Below are 20,152 nucleotides of genomic sequence, written 5' to 3'. Positions count from 1 at the left end.
GGGTATTTACTTTTTTGGCTCTAAACAGGAAGAACTTTAAAACTGAAAATTCAGTCAGTATATATGCAACACTAGTGACTTGATATGTATCTAAGCAGCTTTTCGAGCTACATTACCAACTCTCTGTGACTGCTAAACTAAATGAAACAGTTCCTGCTAGATAAGATGAAACATTTATTGGCCTGAAATCGACTTTCCAGTGGGCAGCCCATGGGCTGCCCACTGGAAAAAATTTAATAATATTCTATGCCTCAATCACTATTATATAAGTATTTAAATTAGTAGTCTTGGAGGTTTGAAAGGTGGATAAGTGGCAAGTGTACAAACGAGAGGAAAGAAACTAGATCATCATAAAGAATTAATTCTGTCATGGTTAAGAAAGCATCCAGATATGACTGTAGCTCAATCTTGGAACGTAAGCGTCAAATAATACACACATTCCAATAGCCCTGGTCCCATGCGATACTCTAATCATTAATGATGAAAGGGTGTCGCTATGAAACGTAAAGAAAAACACGCTTTGTGGAAAAAACGCATGGAGGCATACGAAGCCAGCGGGGAGACGATCCAAAAATGGGTATCTAAACAAAATGACATTACAGAATATCAATTCCACTATTGGCGAAAGAAGATCAAAGAAGAAGGAAACTCAGATTCAAGTGATGAGGTAAGCCACACTTGGACATCTTTTGATGTCCCTACCTTCACAACCACATCCATTGAAGTGAGACTAGATGATCTGTCTGTCTATATTCCTGAAAATGTGAGTGAAGAACATTTGTCTCGTGTACTACGCGTGTTGAGAAATGGATGATAAATCAACGCTCCATTGATAAAGTCTACCTTGCAAAAGGGAGTACAGACTTACGAAAATCCATTGATGGACTTGCGGCTATCGTACAAGAAAGCTTTCAATTAGATCCCTTCTCCCCATGTCTATTTGTTTTCTGTAATAGACAACGAGATAAGATCAAAATCCTTCAGTGGGAACATAATGGATTTTGGCTCTATTATCGCCGTTTAGAAAAAGGTACGTTCCCTTGGCCAGAAGATTCATCTTCTTCTCCGCAAATGATTAGCCACCGTCAGTTCCGTTGGTTACTTGACGGCCTTTCTATTGATCAAAAATCTGCACATCCAAAAGTTACCGCACAGCGAGTCCTTTAATGAATAAATGATAAGCAAATCGATGAGAGGTGATGTATAATTAAGCTATGAAAACAACAGAAACCACCTCTCAACCTACAACTGAAGAATTAGAAGAACGTGTCTCATCACTTGAGGAACAAAACGCAGAGCTGACGGCAAAAATTAAATGGTATGAGGAACAATTCCGTCTTAGTAAGCAACGCCAATTTGGTACTTCAAGTGAGAAGACAAATGCTGATCAGTTAGAATTGCCTCTTTTTAATGAGGTAGAAATTACTGCTGACCCATCGATTGAAGAACCTACGGTTAAAACCATTACGTATGAACGTAAAAAAACCAAAGGTCAACGTGATAGTAAACTTGAGAACCTTCCGAAGGAAGTTATTGAATATCGATTACCTGAAGAAGATCAGGTTTGTTTGTGCTGCAATGGAAAGCTACATGAAATGTCAACAGAAGTACGTCGTGAATTAAAAGTCATCCCAGCGGAAGTGAAGGTCATTGAACATGTTCAACATGTTTATGCGTGTCGCCGTTGTGAACGTGAAAGCACTGAGACTCCTATTGTTAAAGCTTCTATGCCGAAATCTGTTTTTCCAAAGAGTCTTGCTTCGCCATCTAGGATGGCCTACATCATGAATCAAAAATATGTAGAAGGGCTTCCATTATACCGTCAAGAACAGCAATTTGCTCGTCTTGGTGTCTTTTTGTCACGCCAAACATTAGCTAATTGGGTTCTTTATGGTGCTAATACATGGTTAAACCTCATCTATGATCGAATGTATCAATATCTGATGAATCTTGATATTGCTCATGCTGATGAAACGACGCTGCAAGTGCTACGGGAGCCAGATCGTCCATCAACAGCTACCTCTTACTTATGGCTTTATCGTTCAGGACAGGAAGGCCATCCGATTGTATTGTTTGATTACCAGCAAACACGAGCAAGTAAACATCCTAGAAAGTTTTTATCTCCTTTCCAAGGATACTTACATGTAGATGGATATGCTGGATACAATGGAATTCCAAACGTAAAGTTAGTTGGTTGTTGGGCACACGCTCGTCGAAAATTTGATGAAGCTTTAAAGGCTTTGCCTAAAGAACAACAGTCGAAAGATGTCACAGCCAAAGAAGGCTTGAAGTTCTGTAACCAACTCTTTGCGATTGAACGAGAAATCAAAGATTTGTCGTTCTCTGAACGTCATCAAGTACGTCTAGAAAAAAGTCGACCACTTCTTGACGCTTTTTCAGCATGGCTTCGCATGCAAACGCCAAAAGTATTACCAAAGAGTGCACTAGGACAAGCGATCAAATACTGTCGAAATCAATGGGATAAGCTAGAGGCTTTCTTAGATGATGGCAGACTGGAAATTGATAATAATAGAAGTGAGAGATCCATTAAGCCGTTTGTGATTGGCAGAAAGAACTGGATTTTTGCCAACACTCCGAAAGGAGCAAAGGCAAGTGCTGTAACTTATAGTATTGTAGAAACTGCCAAAGAAAGTGGCCTCAACCCTTATCAATACTTAATGCACTTGTTTGAGGAGCTTCCCAATATAGATGTGAGTGATGAAAAAGCCATTGATCAATTGCTTCCTTGGTCAAACAGTCTTCCGGCTCACTGTCGTATTCAACATGATAAGTAGATTATAAGTTAATCCCCATCTCTATAATAGGTGGGGATTATTTGACGCTTACCTTGGAACGAACAAGCTCAAGACTGGCTTAACCGTACAGGAAATGTCAAAGTGCATAACACAACAAAAAAAGACCGGTTGAAGTGTTTTCCCTCGAAAAACAACACTTAAAACCGATCATGAACATCATCGATGTTCAAAACAACAATAATAATATTATATCAAGGTCTATTCGTAAGGACAATACCATTCGGTAGTTATCTAATCGCTACTCTCTTCCACTCGGGAGCTTTCATAAATACAAAGAAGTATACCTTACAGTACTTGATGAACATGAACTAGTCATTTGTAGCCTTGATGGCGAAATTCTAGCTAAGCATCAAATTTCAATAGAAAAAGGTAAACTCATACAAGATCGTAAGCATCAGCGTAACCATACAAAAGGTATTGATGCCTTTGTTGATAATGTCGCATCTTATTTTGATAATAAAGAGTTAGCACGTTCATTTCTGTCAAAGGTTAGAGAAAAAAATCCACGATTCATTCGTGACCAGTTACAGTTACTCTTAAACTCTATTAAAACAAATGATTCTTTTATTATTAACGTTGCGCTAGCTGAGTGTTTACGCCGTAATTAGATCGTATAGAACTTCAGAAAAACAGCTTTATCCCACATTTGTTATTTTAAAAAGTTATGTATAGTAATCTTAAATTATGATTGGAAAAATCACGATCAGTATGAGTTCAAAGTAACATGTAGGATAATAAAACTAAGTTTTATCTATATTTCAATTAGCTATTATCCATTCCATAGTTTGAATAGAAAGTTCTTTTTAGGAAATATAAGTATTCTTTAATTTTCTAGGATTAAAAATTTAATCTCGGTCTACACTCTATCAATTACTAAAAATCATATCTACTTTTAATACAGCAATCGATCCAAAACCTTAGGTTCTACTCTAAAAAAAGATTTACAAACTATAAAAATGTGCTAAAAACAGCCAAATAATTTCATTCTGTATTTTATCTACATAGGTTTACAGCAGCCTTATATTTATTTATAGTAAATCCCAACTAAGGGGAGTGCCTTTCTTCACTGCTTTTTTAACTTTTTTACCTAAAATAGTTTCATAATATTTAGGCGGTAATCCAAAACCTGGACGAATAATTGTTACGTTATCTTTAGTAAAGGTTTCTCCCATTTTCATATCCTTAGATACATATAAAGATCTTCTGAATCTTAGTGAATTCTTTTCTGCATCGCCTACACCATAATGAATATGACCTAATGCTTGCCAAGCGCGTTTCGTTTCTTCGACAAGTACTTTCATTTCATTTGGTTCTAAAGAAAAAGCTGAATCAACTCCACCATCTTTACGAGATAAAGTAAAATGTTTTTCGATTACAGTTGCCCCTAGTGCAACGCTTGCAACGGCTGCTCCTACTCCCATAGTGTGATCAGATAATCCAATTTGACATTGAAATAACTGCTTCATATGGGGGATCGTTATAAGATTACTATTATCAGGTGACGCTGGGTATGTGCTCGTGCACTTTAATAAAATTAAATCTTTGCACCCTGCATTTCTTGCCGTATTTACCGCTTCATCAAGTTCGGATATAGAAGCCATTCCAGTAGAAATAATTATCGGTTTACCTGTCGCAGCGACCTTACGAATTAAGGGTAAATCAGTATTTTCAAAAGACGCGATCTTATAACAAGGCACATTTAATGACTCTAAAAAATCGACAGCAGTCTCATCAAAAGGGGTGCTAAAAGCAATCATTCCTAACTCTTGACAACGAGCAAAAATTTCTTCATGCCACTCCCACGGAGTATACGCTTCTTCGTATAATTGATATAAATTTTTCCCCTTCCAAAGACTAGTTTCGTCATTAATTTTAAAATTACCCTCTTTTATATTTAAAGTCATCGTATCCGCAGTATAAGTTTGAAGTTTTAAAGCATGGGCACCAGATATAGCTGCTGCTTCAACAATATTTAAAGCTCTTTCTAACGATTGGTTGTGATTACCAGACATTTCCGCTATTATAAACGGCGAATTAGTGCAGCCAATTTTTCGAGTTCCAATAAAAAATTCATTCAAAATCATCACTCCATATCATTATTTATTGAATTATATTTCTTTCCTAAAATAAACGCTTCTGCAGCACAGCCAATATTAGCTCCTCTCCATCTTGCTAAATATTCTAATGAAGGAATAGACTGTGCATGTGGCCAGTTTCTCAATTCATTTTGGTATTCTTGTAGAGATTTAAGTTTGATGGGAAGGGTAGCCGTGATATTTATATACCAGTTTGGTACAAAAGGAGGTGCTGATCCAGGAGTTTGCCATTCTTTGCTAAAAAGCAACCTCAAAAAATAATCAAGTTTTAACTATGCTTTCCAAGTATGGTTCTGCCAAAAGGAAGATCCGTCATATGAAAAAATAATACTTTCAAAATATTCAAAAATGATAATTGGAATGATATTTGACAAAGAGCAAAGAGGATTTATTTGGGATTTATTGCTTGAGATTTTCTAGAGTTAATTGGTCCTTATTGTCAATCTTGTTGTCAATATAGATGAAACCCTCATAAGCTTCTTTTTTAAATTAAAAGTAATCTCTTGCACCACTGACGTTTGGAAGCTAATACATATTTCATAACTATTTTTCCTCTGAAAGACAATATTCTTTAAGGTTCTCCTTGTTTGTAATCCATTTATCTCTGTACATAGTAAATACGATAATATCTTCATATCGTTCATTTTTTAAAACATGTTTTTCGAGCCGGTCTTCAACAACAAACCCTAATTTTTTATGAAAATTTATACTTGCACTATTAAAGGCAAAAGCTTCTCCGCGCAGCTTCTTTAAATTTAGTTTTTCAAAAGCATATTCTAAACCCAATACTCCTAAAGTAATCCCTGTTCCTTTAGGTGCTTTATCCTCACCTACATAGAACCCCCATGACGCAGTCTGAGTTTCTTGATTAATTTTATTAAAATTAACAAGACCCATTGGCTTCCCGTTTAATTCAAACATTAAATAAATACTTTCCTTAGAATTTTTTATTTTTTCAAACCATTTGTTATGTTCTTCCATCGGTATAATGTGATCATTATACATATAATAACGAATTCTAGGTGAATTGCGCCAAATTAATATTTTTTCTAAATCTTGTGCCGTTATTTTTCTTAAATGAAATTGATATCTTTTCATTAAGTCATTCTCCTTATAATATCAATTAACAAGTATATTCCGTCTCGTTTACCCCTTTCCATAAGGTCCATAGAAATCTTTGACATTTCCTTTAATCTATCTGGATTTTCAATCAACTCTGATAATGCATCAGCTATTTGTTCTGGTGTAACCTTTTCGTACCACCCTAAATTCTTTATTGCTCCTTTTTCATCCAAACATTCCAATATAAGACTTTGGTTATCTGCAACAGATACAGTAATCGCAGGAAGACCTAGGTAACACCTTTCCCAATTAGTAATTCCGCCTGCTCCTATTGCCAAATCGGCTTCCATCATTAAACTAGCCATATTTGAAATGTTGTATTGAAAATTTAGGTTATTTATTGTAGTGGCAATTTTTTCAATTTTAGATTTAAAGGGATTAGAAGCTCCCAATACAACATCAACTAAAATATCAGGCCTATTTAATAACCTAATAGCCTGGATGGCTTTTGTTGTTTGATTTGTAAAATCACTTCCCCCTAAAAAAATCATTATTCTTTTCACTTCATTATATTTTCTCACTTTTTTCTTTTCTGTTCTAAATTCTCTTCTAAGTAATGCATATCTCGGTCCTAAAACAAGGCTGCAGTTATGATTAATAAGGTTTTTATACCGCTCGTTCATATTTGGGTAATAATTTTGGTCAAGTAATAGGTCACAATCGTGTTTTCGGTCTGCTAGATCATCAATTACAAAAATCTTGTTAACAATATTCTGAAATTTTTTCTCCCATCTATTATCTAATGAGTAATGATCAACAATTAGAAGGTCAATTTCTTTATATTCTTTTAGAGCTGTTCTCGTTTCTTCTGCATCCTCATCTTGGTGAACACCTAACCATTTAGAATGTGCCAAATCATTTAGTTTATAACTAACTTCTTTATTTGGCTTATTAAGCTTTATCACTTGATACCCTTTGTTTTCAATTAATTCGATTAAATGACCTTTATGACATCTACAAAGGAATATGACTCGAAAACCTATAATAGTTAATTCACCTGCAAGCGTAAGACATCTCATAACATGACCAGTTCCTATTTCCACTGATGCATCCACTCTTATAACAGCTGTTTTCAATTACTTTCACCCAATTTTTTTTGTTCAATATGAGCATTGATGTTCTTCCATTCAGGGTGCTTTGCAAGCAACGACAAAATATCTTCTAAAGTAAATGGCTGTGACGACTTATATAAACTGCTATTAATTTTTTTCATTAGTAATAAGTCTTCTTCTGTATCCACAGTCCAGCGATGTAAGCTTTCATCAGTTTGGTATTCAACATTCAATAATGTAAATTTTGAAGGATTTTGATAAATATATGGAGTCACATGTTCTTTTTCATAATTTTGATTTGCTTCATCGTGAGCATTTTTTAATGCATAAAAAGAAAAGACTTCTGTATCCATGCCTCTTGGGAAAGTTCTTTTCAATGTATTAGATACATAATCATAATTATGATTAATATAGGTTTCTATGACTTTATCGACAACTTTTGGATCGATTATTGGACAATCTGAAGTTAGGCGTACAATCGGATCTGCATCAAACTGTTTGGCTGTTTCATAATATCTCGAAAGAACATTATGTTCAGCCCCCCGGAAGTATGAAATACTTCTTAGATTACAGAACTTTATAATCGGATCATCCTGCTCTTTTTTTGTTGTTGAGATTACTATTTGATCTATATATTTTGACCGTGATAACCGTTCAACCTGATACTCTAATAAAGGTTTGCCGTTTATCTTTTTTAATACTTTTCCTGGCAACCTTTTTGAACCCAATCTAGCTTGAATAATGGCTACTATTTTCAAAGTATCACCCCTACTTAGAAAAATGAGATATCACTTTATTAACGGCAAATATCACATCCTTTACATCTTTCATACTCATGGCAGGAAATAACGGTATCGTTATAATGTTTTCATATAATGATTCCGCTTTGGGACAGATACCTTTTTTATAACCTAGACCCTGGTAATACGGATGATAGTACACAGGTATATAGTGAACATTGACTCCTATATTTTCTTTTTGTAATGCTTCAAAAACTGCCTTTCTAGTACCATTCAATAATTCTGCCTTAAGTTTGATCACATACAAATGCCAGCTTGATTGACATTCAGACGATTGAAAAGGCATTTCAATTTGAGAAACTTTTGAAAAAGCCTCATTATAAATTTCCACATACTTCTGCCTTTTTTCAATAAATTCGTCAATCTTTTGAAGCTGGCTGAACCCTAAAGCTGCTTGAAAATCCGTTAATCTATAGTTATAACCTAAAAATTGCATCTCATAGTACCATGGACCGTGATTATTTTTTAATTTGCTTAAATTACGAGTAATCCCATGTGAGCGAAAATCAAGTAATTTTTCATAATACTCTTTATTATTCGTAGTAATTACGCCGCCTTCACCACTGGTAATATTCTTTACTGGATGTAGACTAAACATAGTCATATCAGAGATAGAGCCAATTTTTTTATTTTTATAAACGGCTCCTAGTGCATGGGCTGCATCTTCAATAACAATAAGATTATTTTCTCTTGCAAAACTATTAATCTCATCTAAATTCGCAGGTTGACCTGTAAAATCCACTGGGATAATAGCCTTTGTTTGATTAGTAATTAAAGATTTTATCCTATTTGGATCAATGTTATAGGTATTCTCATCTATATCAGCAAACACAGGTGAAGCACCTTGGTAGAGGATACTATTTGCACTTGCTGCAAATGTGATAGGAGTTGTAATAACTTCGTCTCCTTCTTTGATGCCGGCAGCAAAACAGGCACCATGTAAAGCAGCAGTACCGCTTGAAAACGCAACTGCATACTTTGCATTAACGTATTCAGCTAATCCTTTTTCAAATTTGGTTATTATTGGACCTGTTGTCAAAAAATCACTTTTTAAAACATTTACAACTTCTTGAATATCATCATTATCAATCCATTGACGGCCATAGGGGAGAGATGTTTCTCGAACAGGCTTCCCGCCATGGATAGCTAACGAATTTTCTCCTAACATAATTCCTCTCCCCTTTTAAATATCTGACTTTATCCATTCTTCTGTTTTTTTGATCCCTTCCTCTAAACTCACTTGAGGTTCCCAATTTAATAGATGCTTAGCTTTTTCATAGTTACATAATAATTTTTGTATTTCACTTTGCGGATGAATATGTTTTACATGTTGAATACGTGATTCATCCTTAACAATTAATTTTGCTAATTCATTTATTGAAATGTCACGTCCTAGACCTGCGTTTATGATTTCACCATTAGAATTATCAGAGTACCCTGCCTTCACAATAAATCGTGCACAGTCTTCTACGTACAGAAGATCTCGAGTTTGTGTTCCGTCACCATATATATAAAGCGGCTTGTTATTTAAACTGTTTTTGATAAATATTGCCACAACCCCTCCTTCACCTCCGGATTTTTGAAAAGGTCCATACGTGTTAAAAGGACGTATCACAACTGCAGGAAGGTTATAAGCATGAAAATAAGATAAAACCATGTTCTCTGCTGCAATTTTTGAACCAGAATAAGGAGATGTAGGTTTTATTGGGTCAATTTCTTTTATCCCATTATCATTTGATGCGCGATCATAAACCATACATGTACTCATAAAAACAATCTTTACATTATGCTTTCTGCACTGTTCTAACACATTGAAAGTTCCAATAGTATCATTATCGAAAGTTGTTTTTGGATAATCAATACTTTCCTGTACATTAATACTTGCTGCTAAATGATAACAAAGGTCATATTGATTTAGGAAAAGCTGCTGGAGCAACTCTTGATTTTTAATATCCCCCTTTACAATATTCAGATTAGGGTTGTTTTCAAATTCCGCTATATTTTTCAGACTTCCGTTAGAAAGATCATCCAGTATCCATACTGAATGGTTATGATCTAATAATCTTTTGACTACCCATCTACCTATAAATCCCGCTCCTCCGGTAACTAATACCTTCATTAAATCACCCCTTATTGAATTAAATTTTCTTGTAAAATCATTTTACGTAATTCCTCTCGTGAGATCGGTTCTTGGTTTTGGGAGCTATAATTACTGGGCTTAGTATTGTTAACTTGTGTACCGATATTCACTAAATTATATGAAGGAATCATAAACATATCTTTTAATTCTAGAGCAATTCGTGATTCTTCTATTGTCATTAGTTCTTCATACATTTTTTCTCCTGGACGTAAACCAATTTCTTCAATGTAAATATCCTGCTTTTTCATATTGTGTTTTTTACAAGTTTCATCCAAAATAACACTTACTAAATCTTTTAAAGATACCACTGGCATTTTTAAAATAAAAACCTCACCGCCACTCGCTTCCTTTAATGCCTTTATCGTTAATAAAGCGGCCTGTTCTAATGTCATCATAAAGCGTGTCATTGAATAGTCTGTAACGGTTATCTTCTTATCTTTTAAAATCTGACTAATAAATAAAGGTATGACAGATCCTCTTGAACCTAAGACATTCCCAAAACGTACTACAGAAAAAATAGTTGTACTTTCCTTTCCTTGACGGTTTAATCCTTGAACCATTCTTTCTGCTATTAACTTTGTTGCACCATACACGTTTGAAGGAGAGATTGCTTTATCAGTACTTGTAATAACAACTTTCTTAACGTTTTCATTTACAGCAGAGTTAATAACATTGTATGTTCCTATAATATTATTAAGAACGGCTTCTAACGGAGAGAATTCACAATAGGTTACATGCTTCATGGCTGCTGTATGAAATACATAATCAATTCCTTTCATCACTTCTGAGACCCTTCTAAAATCTCTTACATCACCTATAAAAAAGTTGGCTATTTTTTTTTGGCTGCTGGTTAAATTGTTAACTAAATTAAAATGCTTGCTTTCATCTCTACTAAATATACGAACTTCCTTAGGCTCTTCTAAAAGAATATTTTCGAGTATTTTTTTTCCAATTGTTCCTGTTCCACCTATAATTAATACCTTTTTATCCTTAAAAAACATCTTTTCACCTCATTTCAGCAAAGATATGACACCTAAGTTAACCAGATGATCTAACCTAGTGTTGTAAATGAATTCGTTTCTGTGAATATTAATTTTTAGGTTCTATTAGAAAAAGGTTTTGTCTGAGTTGACTGACAGTTCTTTTATTTTTAACTCCTTCGATCTTATCTAATTTATTGAAAAAGGATTGTATCTTCGATCTTGTAACAAATATTGTTTTTACTCGTTTTTTACTGATTTTCTTTCTTTGTAAAGACGCTTTTCCTTTTATCTTGATTTTATCTAGCTTACGAATAATATTTTCATAAGCATAGTTTCCATCTATAGCTCCACAATAGTTAGATAATAATTTTTTTCCTTTCCTATTGAATGGTTGGTCAGGAATTAAGTTATTATTCTTTCCTGTAGACAAGTACTTATCAATAAAGGAAGTAACTTCTTTTACATTAGTAGCCTGATAGCTAACTGCATTTGGTAAATATTCATCATGTTGATTAGAAGTAATGGGCCTATAAGAAATAACTGGTTTTCCTAATAAAAATGCCTCAAGACCTGTTGTACAACTATTGTGTATCACTATATTAGAAGCTAAATTCCATTTTGCTATCGTTCCTTCGTGTTCAATGAACACATTATTATAATTCTGAAATTCTTTTTGATAACTAACTTTGCTCTCACTCGGATGAGGACGGATAACAATGTTAAGGTTCGGATAACTATAACTTAATGACTTAATCATTTTGATGAAGTGATGATATAGATCTCTTAAGTGTGAATAAAGATTCGGATATCTATTGTGAAGTGCTTTTGCCGTTGGCAACCTTTGAAACCTATCCCCGGATACGTGATTGTAAATAGAAAATCTCGTATTGATTAGAATAAAATCTCCATATTTCTTTTTTATTTTTTCAACTTCATCGTTGTGTACACTGCGAAACTTTTTCCTCAATAAATCAAATCGAGGATGTCCTGTTACAAAAAGTCTATTTTTAAATTTTGGATAAGCTTTTGAAAGAGCATTCTCTTGCTCATTCCCCCAACAATATATTTGATTGAGAATTTTATAGTTATTTTCAGTTGTTCTATCACTTATGAATTTAATATCTCTATCTAAAAGTAATCCTTCTTCATCCAATTCAACAATTGCGTGGCCCATCTTTTTGATATTCCTTAATGGACCATGCCTATACCCACTTGCGTTAGGATATCCTTTCGAAAAGAAAATACCTCTGGGGAAGTGTTTAGCATTAGCATATACTGCCGGTTGTCTACCAATAATTACACTATAGTTATTTTTTACAGCATAATATGCCAAAAGGAGTTTCCCATCTAATTCCCTCTTAGGAAGTTCAATCGGTAAGTGAAGCCATTTATTACCATTTTGAAGCTTTCTTTTTTGGGATTTTTTCGGCGCAACACCATTCCTTCTTTTAGCATTTTTTCCCGTAACAACCTTTCTTCTTTTTGCTTTTTTTCCCGTAACAACCTTCCTTCTTTTAGTTTTTTTTCCCGTAACAACCTTCCTTTTTTTTGTTTTTTTCGCCATAATAACCTTCCTTTCATTCCTAAGAATAATTTCAAGTTTCTTTTTTATAAATATAGCAATTTAACTAATAGTTACGGTGATACCATCATATTCTTCGCATAAAATACTGAAACGACTAGTACCCAACAGTAGTGTCTATTTATTTAGAAGACATTGAAACAACTCTACCATCGAAACATAAAAGTAATTAAGAGCATTAATTAAAAGACCGACAGCTTAGATGACTCATTTTTAAGTCATCTAAGCTGCCGGTCTTAACTTTTAGGCTCTATGTGAAAAGCTTTCGACTGAGTGAACGAACCAGTTAATTTATTCTCAATTTTTTACGATCATTTCTAATTTATAAAAAAGATAGTATATTATTTTTTTAAATCACTTATTTATCACGTTTTTTACAATTTCTTACTCGTAAGAAACTGCCTTTTACCTTGATTGTGTCTAGCATTCCAATAATATTTTCATAAACATAGCAACGGAGCGAAGCTCACTTGTGATCGTATAGCTAAATTACCTCTCAAAAAAGGGAGGTGATTCAAGCGACTAATCAAGTTTTTAAAACATCAATATGAAAATTGGATCCTTATATGGTTCTTAAGATTGACTTTATGAAATTGATTCAAATATTTAATCCATTCTTTATTCTTTATTCTTTATTCTTTATTCTTTATTCTTTATTCTTTTAAATCTTGACGGAAGAACCATATTAAAAGCCACCTTCTTGCGTTGATTTGTATGTTTAACCAATAAAATCTCATTGTAAAGGTGTTCCTTTCTTCACACCCTTATTAATTTTCTTCCTTATGATATAATAATAATATTTTTTCTCAATCCCGTACCCAGGACGTATTACCCAAAAACTCAACAACCTCTCATTAAAGCTATTGTCGAACAGGGACTTGATGTCATCGGAATGGTGAAGAATGCCAAGCAGCGCTACCAAGTGGATGGTCGAAGGTTTCGTTAAAAGAACTCTATCAATTTGCGTCACCTATACAAGGGAAAAAAGGACTTCTTCGTTCAGTCACAACGACGATGGCAAACGGCGTAGCCGTTAAAGTCGTGTTCGTTCAAAATCGCAATAAGAAGAGCGAGTGGCTTGCCATTCTAAGCACAGATTGCACATTTTCTGAACAAGAAATCGTCCGAATCTACGGCATCCGTTGGGATATTGAAGTATTCTTTAAGACGACGAAGTCGCTTCTTCGCTTACAAAAAGAGTTCCAAGGACGCTCGTATGACTTACTTATCAGTCATACAACGATTGTATTTACTAGATACATCGTTCTTTCGTGGCAAAATCGTTGCCACACGGATGAACGTACATTAGGTGGTTTATTTTACGATCTGTGTGACGAAGTGAATGAACTTGATTGGGCTGTCGCATTGCAGCAATTAATCGAGCTTCTTCAAGATGTCTTGAAAAAGACGAACAAACAAACACAACAATTACTTAAAAATCAACTATCACAATGGATTGCAGCTTTACCAAGTTACATCAGGGCTTACCTGCCTAATTTGGCCTGCGAAAGTTGAGTAACTTATAATAAAATCAACATCATATAATACCTCTGACTCTATTGTTAGCTTTTCTTCCCAATGTAAAACATTATCTTCAGAAGACTTTAAAAAACTAACTAATCCCTCCTTCGCAGGACCAAGATAAAGAATTTTCATAAGTAGTACACTCCTATTTAAGATGATTTAATTACGCAGTAAACTTTGCTTACCCCAAATCCATCGGTAAATTTTTGAGCAAAGATGCTTGCTGATTTTAGTCTTTGTTTATTAGAAATAATTTGATGAATACAACTTGTGATTAACCGGGGATCTATATCAAAATATTGCCCTAGGTAATAATCTATTCCTTTTTTTGCTAAGTCCTCTGCAATTTGAACTTGATTATCTGCAACTGCAATTATTATTACCGGTAACCCTAAACAATATCTCTCCCATGTTATACTGCCACCTGCAACAACGGCAAAATCTGCCTTCAGTATCAACTCTGCCATGTTTGAAACTTGACAATGGTAATTCACTTGTCTACTAGTTCCATCACTTTGTCTTTGTTAAGATTAGATCCTCCTACTACAACGTCGACAATAATATTTTCCTTATTTAATTTCTGTATTGCCTTTAGTGCCTTTATTGTTTCATTCGTGGGGTCACTTCCACCAAAGAATACTAGTAATCTACTCACTTCCCCACTTCGAACTCTAAACTTTTTTCGAGCTTCCTTAAATTCCTTTCGGAGCAATGCATATTTGGGACCTAGTAACAATGTACAGTTTTCACTTACTAAACCTTCATATCGATTCTCCATATCTAAGTAAAAGTTCTGATCTAACAATACGTCACAATCATGCTTCCGGTCAGCCAAATCATCAATGACAAATATTTTTTTTTGCTGTATTTTTAAACATATTCTCCCAACGATAATCTATTGCATAATGATCCACAACGAGAAGTTCAAAAGTTCCATAATCTTTAACTAGTTCTAACGTTTCTCTCGAATCGAAATCTTGACTAGCTCCTAACCAGTTTTTATGGGGTAATTCCCCAATATTTTCTCCTTCTAAAATGGAAGGGGCTTGTAGAGTCTCGACTAAATACCCTTTTGATTTAATAAAACTAATCATATTTCCTTTATGCTCTCGACATAGGAAAATAACATTATAATCATTATCTCGTAATTTCTCAGCTAATGTTAGACAGCGCATGACGTGACCTGAGCCCATTTCCACAGATGCATCGACTCGTATTACAGCAATCATAATCTCACCTTTTAATTTATCTAATATTTTTATTTTGAAGTAAAAATTCACAGAACTTCAAATCAAATTCTTGATCAATATCAACTGAGCGTTCGGAGGGCATTATATAGGCAGTTAAAGGGTGAACATAGTAGCTCTTTTTCTTTTTAAATAATTCTATATCTACTATAATGATTGCCCCATTTGCTCTATACGCATTGGGATGACGTTGACTTTGTAATGTTACATACTCTGGAAAGTAAGGTTTTATGATATTATTTGACTCTTTCTTTAGAGCCGCAAATGGCGTATGGTCATATTCGGAAACACTCATTAAAAATTTAGCATTATTCTTTTTATATAATTCATAGGCATCAATTATATCTTTTGGAGTTCTCAAAGGAGATGTAGGTAGAAGTATGATAAGCGTTTCATATACTTTACCTTCCTTATCTAAGTGTTCAAGCATATGCAGACAAACATCAACAATTCCGGCGGGGTCTTTAGCTAATTCATTTGGTCGCAGATAAGGTACTCTCACACCATATTGTTCTGCTACTTCCTTAATATCTGTGTCTTCAGTTGAAACATAAATATCAGTCATTATTTCACTTTTTTTTGCACTATCAATTGCATAGCTTAATAAAGGTTTACCGTTCAATAATGCTATATTTTTCTTAGGGAATCTAGTAGATCCTCCCTTTGCGGGAATAATACAAAGAGTCTTTTTGGGGGTACTCACACTAAATCACTCCACTTTAACTGATGACCTTTATTTAATAACTGTTTTACTTTTCTTCCTTTTACGAATGGCCAATCATCTACTGCTATTCCAAAGCCAGGTCTTCTAAAATCAACATGTTTTTCGTTAATAATTTCACCCTCTTGTATATCAATATTTAAATAAACGCTTCGACGGGCGGACTTACGCTTTTCTTTTTCTTCAAAAGGGAAAACTCTTCTTTGTTCTCCTAATGCCACTTCTACCTCTCGAATACTTTTAACAAATCGTTTCACTTCATCTGGTTCTAAAGAAAACATGTGTTCACAACTTTTTGTCTTTCTGTCAAGCGTGATCGTTTTTTCAACAAGTGTTGAACCTAGTGCTACAGCTGCAATATCCATTTCCCATCCGGGATTATGATCTGAAAAAGCAATTGGGTAGTCTGGGAACAACTGTTTTAATGTTGATATCATGTTTAAGTGGATACTCTCAAGCCTTGCTGGATACCCGGTTGGACACAAATGAATAATTATATTTTTATTACCCTGAGCCTCAATAAGACTAATTGCTCTTTCAATTTCCCAAATGTCAGCACTACCAGTATCTACTTGAATATTGATTTGTTTGTTAGCCATATATTCAATAAGCCCTAGGTGATTAATGTCTGCTGATGCTAACTTTATTGAGGTTATTTCTAATTCATCAACCAAAAAATCTACATCCTCTTCAAACATTGCCGTTGAAAAGAAAACAATCCCTTTTCCATCGCAATACTTTTTTAATTTTTTCCAATCTCCTTTTGGCATTTCTCTTCTCTTTAAAATGTCATACAAAGGTTCAGTAACTTCTTCTATTTCATTTTTTTCAGTTATCACTCTATAGCTAAATGGAACTTTCTTATCGGCCATCAACCGATCCACATTCATATACTGGAATTTTATTGCGTTTGCGCCTGATTCAACAGCAACATCAACTAGCTTTTTTGCAGAATCTAAACCAGTATGAGTTGGACCGGCTTCTAAAACAATAAAAATAGGACTTTGATTAGTAAAATCAATTTCATTAATTTTTAACACTATAATCCCATCCTCTTCATTTTTTTAATTACTACTGTACTTTTTCTAATAAATACATTGAATCAACATTTTCATTTTCAAGATAAGGAACCTTAACTTGTTTCACCAATCGCAAGTCAGGAAACTCGGTAAGAAATAAACTAGCAAAGTCTCCTTTCCATAGTGCTTTATTACTGCCTCGGTATTCAACTTCTTTATAAGTGTCTGAGTAATATTCGAAACCCCAAATATATCTCTTACTTACTCGATACATCTCTTGAATTGTTTTCTTTATATCCGTGGGTGATATATGTATCAGTACACCACTTGTGAATACTAAATCAAAATATTTATTCTTAAAGGGAATGTCATACGCTGTTCCTTGAATTATATTTATTTCTTTTGTTAGTGATTTTGCCTTCTGAACTGCGTACCATTGTAATTCAACACCATATAGATTTCCATAGTTCATACTTTGTAAATGCCTTAATTGATTACCTACATTACAACCAACTTCCAACGTAATTGTTTTTATAAAGCTCATCTAATTCATTCGGATTATAGGTATTTCTTTCTGTATAATTTTCGCCAAAATTACCTTTCCATAGTTCCATTTGTTTGGTATACATATTAACACCCATTTCTTGATTAATTAAATTCTCAACTTTCGCATTTGAAAATCAATGATAAACCCTTGTTATATCTAGTCTTTTTCAAAGAAAACAATCAAAAATAAAACAAAAAAACATCCCTTTTTGGTAAAATGTAGTCACCACAACAACAAGCCAAAAGAAAGGGATGCTTTATGGCTACTATTTTACCAAATTCAAAACCAAAAAACGAGACAGCTTCTTATATTTCACGCTTTTTCAAAGATAATAAACTCGGTACATTGCTAAACAAGGCAAATGTTCGCAAAGAAGAAGGGATTTCTCCCTTGGTTCTTATCCAGTTTATCTTTTCTCTTGTTTTACACGGTAAGAACCTTTATCGAATTCTTGATTCAGGTCGAATACAAGGTGCCCCTACAAAGGATGCCGTTTATCGTTTACTTAACTAACCTACCTACAATTGGCGGAAGTTCCTTACCCTGTTAAGTAGAAATTTGATCGTAACCAAACTTTTGCCTTTAGTCTCAAATAACCGGGAACGTGTCCTTATTATCGATGATTCCTTGTATAGCCGAGCACGGAGTAAGGCTGTAGAGCTTTTAGCACGGGTGCATGATCATACTACCGGAAAGTTTGTCAAAGGCTTTCGTATGCTTACACTTGGTTGGTCAGATGGAAATACTTTTATTCCCCTTGCGTTTTCACTGCTCAGTTCCGAGAAAAAGAAAAATCGCTTCCAAGAGATCAACTCTTCCGTGAATAAGCGTACGGTCGGGTATAAGCGCCGTCAAGAGGCACTGAAAAAGTCGACAGAAGCGATGTTTGACCTTTTAGATGAAGTGAATCCGTTACAACTTTGTGCAAAGACACTACTATTTGATAGTTGGTTTGCCTTTCCAAAAGTGATTAAACGGGTTGTTTCTGAATACCCACTTCACGTTATTTATATGCTCAAAAGTATGCATCGCGTATATTACATGTACGAAGGTGAGAAGTATACTTTGAACCAACTATACAACAAAGTTCGAAAAAAACGTGGGCGTGCCAAGATTCTTGCTTCCATCGTTGTCAGTTTAGGTGAAGACGAAAATGGTAAGGATATTCAAGCCCGTATCATATTTGTAAGGGATCGAAATTGATCTAAAAACTGGTTAGCTCTTTTAACCACGAACCTCGATTTATCAGAAGAAGAGGTTGTTCGCCTTTACGGAAAACGCTGGGATATTGAGTGCTTTTTCAAAGTAACCAAATCCCACTTGAGATTGGCGAAGGAATTTCAATCACGCGGTTATGATGCGTTAGTTGCCCATACCACGATTGTATTTACACGTTACATTATGCTTGCTCTAAGTGCTCGGGAAGAAGAAGATCCAAAAACGATCGGAAAACTCTTCTATTTGTGCTGCGATGAAATGGAAGATATCCGTTTTGCTCAAGCTCTAATGTTGATCATAGATTTGTTGAAATCTACACTTTCTCAAGAACCAGTTCTCTCAGAAGAAAATGTACAATCTATAATCGACGAGCTATTTAACCAATTGCCTCAATTTTTAAAGAAGGCTTTTCTTAATAATGAAGAAAACAAGGTAAAGGCAGCATAAGTTTTTTAGTCTGTTTTCAACTATATCAAGGGTTGAGAGCTATTTCTGTTGTGCGAAAGTTGAGATTTTTATTATTTGTTGTGACCACACTCCACCTTCGCCTGTTGTTATATGTTTAACAGGATGAAAGCTAAATATGGTCATATCACTTATTGAACCAACCTTTCTCCCTTTATAAAGAGTGCCTAATGCATGAGCTACATCTTCTATTACAACTAGATCATGTTTATTAGCGATGGATTGAATATGATTAAGATCTGCAGGTTGACCTGTAAAATCAACAGGAATGATTGCTTTTGTTTTTTCGGTTATGAGGGAATGTATAGATGGAGGACATATATTGTAGGTGTATGGATCGATATCGGCAAATACTAGTTTTCCGCCTGATAGATGATACAGTTTGCACTTGCTGCAAAGGTCATTGGAGTAGTAATAACTTCGTCCCCTTCTTTTACCCCAGCAGCAAAGCATGCACTATGCAAAATAGCAGTTCCGTTCAAAAAAGCGACAGCATCGACATAGTTAGCAATTTCTTTTTCAAATTGAGAAACTACTGGTCCATCACTTGTTAACACCTTTACAACATCAATCCACTGGCGACCACATGGAAGATAGGACTTTCGGACTGGTTCTCCTCCATGAATAGTAATGTTCTTTCATCATTGTTTAACTCCTATTCAAATGAAGTTCTACATACATATGCCACCTTTCTGAAATCATCATTATTCCGCCTCTCCCTCTGTTGATTTTTTCTAGTCCAACATATCAAAAGAGGGAGATTGTCCTAAATACTGTTCATTCTTATTTGTTGAAATCTGTTACTCTATTTTAGCAGTCA

At 34.5% G+C, this 20,152-nt stretch carries 18 protein-coding genes and 3 pseudogenes; 5 read left to right on the top strand and 16 right to left on the bottom strand.

Features of this window, described 5'->3' with window-relative positions; all coding sequences use genetic code 11:
- The first annotated feature begins 496 nt into the window (after window positions 1–496).
- The 3 genes from tnpA to tnpC are packed head-to-tail and all read left to right on the top strand — an operon-like array spanning window position 497 to window position 2,795.
- Window positions 497–814, top strand: coding sequence for an IS66 family insertion sequence element accessory protein TnpA (gene tnpA / locus SAY88_RS22795; protein WP_332634592.1), 318 nt, complete (start codon window positions 497–499; stop codon window positions 812–814).
- Window positions 811–1,167: an IS66 family insertion sequence element accessory protein TnpB gene (gene tnpB / locus SAY88_RS22790; RefSeq protein WP_332634591.1), complete on the top strand. Its 357-nt coding sequence runs from the start codon at window positions 811–813 to the stop codon at window positions 1,165–1,167. Before tnpA ends, tnpB begins: the two co-directional genes overlap by 4 nt.
- 47 nt (window positions 1,168–1,214) lie before the next feature.
- Window positions 1,215–2,795 (top strand): IS66 family transposase, encoded by a 1,581-nt coding sequence (gene tnpC / locus SAY88_RS22785; RefSeq protein WP_332634589.1) that lies wholly within the window; start codon window positions 1,215–1,217, stop codon window positions 2,793–2,795.
- A gap of 1,049 nt (window positions 2,796–3,844) precedes the next feature.
- Here tnpC and pseI read toward each other — a convergent pair.
- From pseI to SAY88_RS22740, 9 genes are all read right to left on the bottom strand, one after another.
- Window positions 3,845–4,894, bottom strand: coding sequence for a pseudaminic acid synthase (pseI, locus tag SAY88_RS22780; protein ID WP_431308908.1), 1,050 nt, complete (start codon window positions 4,892–4,894; stop codon window positions 3,845–3,847).
- A 5-nt stretch (window positions 4,895–4,899) separates the two neighbouring features.
- Entirely contained in the window at window positions 4,900–5,160 is a 261-nt protein-coding gene (locus tag SAY88_RS22775; RefSeq protein WP_332634585.1) for a PIG-L deacetylase family protein, read from the bottom strand.
- Between the two features lie 295 nt (window positions 5,161–5,455).
- The gene (gene pseH, locus SAY88_RS22770) at window positions 5,456–6,010 is read right to left on the bottom strand and encodes a UDP-4-amino-4,6-dideoxy-N-acetyl-beta-L-altrosamine N-acetyltransferase (protein ID WP_332634584.1); all 555 of its coding nucleotides are present in this window, start codon (window positions 6,008–6,010) and stop codon (window positions 5,456–5,458) included.
- Complete coding sequence (gene pseG, locus SAY88_RS22765) at window positions 6,010–7,110, bottom strand: UDP-2,4-diacetamido-2,4,6-trideoxy-beta-L-altropyranose hydrolase (RefSeq protein ID WP_332634582.1); 1,101 nt, start codon at window positions 7,108–7,110, stop codon at window positions 6,010–6,012. The genes pseH and pseG overlap by 1 nt, the downstream gene beginning before the upstream one ends.
- Window positions 7,107–7,844 (bottom strand): glycosyltransferase family protein, encoded by a 738-nt coding sequence (locus SAY88_RS22760; RefSeq protein WP_332634581.1) that lies wholly within the window; start codon window positions 7,842–7,844, stop codon window positions 7,107–7,109. Before SAY88_RS22760 ends, pseG begins: the two co-directional genes overlap by 4 nt.
- A gap of 10 nt (window positions 7,845–7,854) precedes the next feature.
- Complete coding sequence (pseC, locus tag SAY88_RS22755) at window positions 7,855–9,054, bottom strand: UDP-4-amino-4,6-dideoxy-N-acetyl-beta-L-altrosamine transaminase (RefSeq protein ID WP_332634580.1); 1,200 nt, start codon at window positions 9,052–9,054, stop codon at window positions 7,855–7,857.
- A gap of 15 nt (window positions 9,055–9,069) precedes the next feature.
- Window positions 9,070–10,005: a dTDP-glucose 4,6-dehydratase gene (locus tag SAY88_RS22750; RefSeq protein ID WP_332634578.1), complete on the bottom strand. Its 936-nt coding sequence runs from the start codon at window positions 10,003–10,005 to the stop codon at window positions 9,070–9,072.
- Between the two features lie 11 nt (window positions 10,006–10,016).
- On the bottom strand, window positions 10,017–11,027 hold the full coding sequence (locus SAY88_RS22745) for a polysaccharide biosynthesis protein (protein WP_332634576.1): 1,011 nt from the start codon (window positions 11,025–11,027) through the stop codon (window positions 10,017–10,019).
- Window positions 11,028–11,115: 88 nt separating this feature from the next.
- The gene (locus tag SAY88_RS22740) at window positions 11,116–12,573 is read right to left on the bottom strand and encodes a surface carbohydrate biosynthesis protein (RefSeq protein ID WP_332634574.1); all 1,458 of its coding nucleotides are present in this window, start codon (window positions 12,571–12,573) and stop codon (window positions 11,116–11,118) included.
- 856 nt (window positions 12,574–13,429) lie between these two features.
- Here SAY88_RS22740 and SAY88_RS22735 point away from each other — a divergent pair.
- Window positions 13,430–14,106: pseudogene (locus tag SAY88_RS22735) on the top strand (IS4 family transposase); the annotation flags it as partial.
- A gap of 158 nt (window positions 14,107–14,264) precedes the next feature.
- On the opposite strand, the gene SAY88_RS22730 reads toward SAY88_RS22735, so the two are convergent.
- Genes SAY88_RS22730 through SAY88_RS22705 form a run of 6 tightly spaced genes read right to left on the bottom strand, consistent with a single transcriptional unit; the run spans window position 14,265 to window position 17,646 of the window.
- Window positions 14,265–14,582: a hypothetical protein gene (locus SAY88_RS22730; RefSeq protein WP_332634573.1), complete on the bottom strand. Its 318-nt coding sequence runs from the start codon at window positions 14,580–14,582 to the stop codon at window positions 14,265–14,267.
- Window positions 14,583–14,605: 23 nt separating this feature from the next.
- On the bottom strand, window positions 14,606–14,920 hold the full coding sequence (locus SAY88_RS22725) for a hypothetical protein (RefSeq protein WP_332634572.1): 315 nt from the start codon (window positions 14,918–14,920) through the stop codon (window positions 14,606–14,608).
- A gap of 34 nt (window positions 14,921–14,954) precedes the next feature.
- Window positions 14,955–15,344 carry a hypothetical protein gene (locus tag SAY88_RS22720; protein WP_332634570.1) on the bottom strand — a complete coding sequence of 130 codons (390 nt, stop codon included), beginning with the start codon at window positions 15,342–15,344 and terminating at the stop codon, window positions 14,955–14,957.
- 16 nt (window positions 15,345–15,360) lie between these two features.
- On the bottom strand, window positions 15,361–16,065 hold the full coding sequence (locus SAY88_RS22715) for an acylneuraminate cytidylyltransferase family protein (RefSeq protein ID WP_332634568.1): 705 nt from the start codon (window positions 16,063–16,065) through the stop codon (window positions 15,361–15,363).
- Window positions 16,062–17,123 carry an N-acetylneuraminate synthase family protein gene (locus SAY88_RS22710; protein WP_332634567.1) on the bottom strand — a complete coding sequence of 354 codons (1,062 nt, stop codon included), beginning with the start codon at window positions 17,121–17,123 and terminating at the stop codon, window positions 16,062–16,064. Before SAY88_RS22710 ends, SAY88_RS22715 begins: the two co-directional genes overlap by 4 nt.
- A 31-nt stretch (window positions 17,124–17,154) precedes the next feature.
- A complete protein-coding gene (locus tag SAY88_RS22705; protein WP_332634565.1) occupies window positions 17,155–17,646 on the bottom strand; it encodes a pseudaminic acid biosynthesis-associated methylase in 492 nt (163 codons plus the stop codon).
- Window positions 17,647–17,907: 261 nt separating this feature from the next.
- On the opposite strand from SAY88_RS22705, the pseudogene SAY88_RS22700 reads away from it, so the two are divergent.
- Window positions 17,908–19,314 (top strand): annotated as a pseudogene (locus SAY88_RS22700) (IS4 family transposase).
- Window positions 19,315–19,342: 28 nt separating this feature from the next.
- Here SAY88_RS22700 and SAY88_RS22695 read toward each other — a convergent pair.
- Window positions 19,343–19,964 (bottom strand): annotated as a pseudogene (locus tag SAY88_RS22695) (DegT/DnrJ/EryC1/StrS family aminotransferase); the annotation flags it as partial.
- Window positions 19,965–20,152: the final 188 nt, after the last annotated feature.

The organism is Halalkalibacter flavus (assembly GCF_036663575.1).
Classification (GTDB): Bacteria; Bacillota; Bacilli; order Bacillales; family Bacillaceae_D; genus Halalkalibacter; species Halalkalibacter flavus.
The sequence above is the reverse complement of the archived record's forward strand: the minus strand, read 5'-3'. Positions and strand labels throughout refer to the sequence as shown.

What these genes read in the sequence shown, in the direction of transcription:
- tnpA (WP_332634592.1), top strand. Translation starts at nt 497, where the DNA reads ATGAAACGTAAAGAAAAACACGCTTTGTGGAAAAAACGCATGGAGGCA.
- SAY88_RS22750 (WP_332634578.1), bottom strand. Translation starts at nt 10,005, where the DNA reads ATGAAGGTATTAGTTACCGGAGGAGCGGGATTTATAGGTAGATGGGTA.
- SAY88_RS22730 (WP_332634573.1), bottom strand. Translation starts at nt 14,582, where the DNA reads ATGGCAGAGTTGATACTGAAGGCAGATTTTGCCGTTGTTGCAGGTGGC.
- tnpB (WP_332634591.1), top strand. Translation starts at nt 811, where the DNA reads ATGATAAATCAACGCTCCATTGATAAAGTCTACCTTGCAAAAGGGAGT.
- tnpC (WP_332634589.1), top strand. Translation starts at nt 1,215, where the DNA reads ATGAAAACAACAGAAACCACCTCTCAACCTACAACTGAAGAATTAGAA.
- SAY88_RS22740 (WP_332634574.1), bottom strand. Translation starts at nt 12,573, where the DNA reads ATGGCGAAAAAAACAAAAAAAAGGAAGGTTGTTACGGGAAAAAAAACT.
- SAY88_RS22705 (WP_332634565.1), bottom strand. Translation starts at nt 17,646, where the DNA reads ATGAGCTTTATAAAAACAATTACGTTGGAAGTTGGTTGTAATGTAGGT.
- SAY88_RS22745 (WP_332634576.1), bottom strand. Translation starts at nt 11,027, where the DNA reads ATGTTTTTTAAGGATAAAAAGGTATTAATTATAGGTGGAACAGGAACA.
- pseH (WP_332634584.1), bottom strand. Translation starts at nt 6,010, where the DNA reads ATGAAAAGATATCAATTTCATTTAAGAAAAATAACGGCACAAGATTTA.
- pseC (WP_332634580.1), bottom strand. Translation starts at nt 9,054, where the DNA reads ATGTTAGGAGAAAATTCGTTAGCTATCCATGGCGGGAAGCCTGTTCGA.
- SAY88_RS22720 (WP_332634570.1), bottom strand. Translation starts at nt 15,344, where the DNA reads ATGATTGCTGTAATACGAGTCGATGCATCTGTGGAAATGGGCTCAGGT.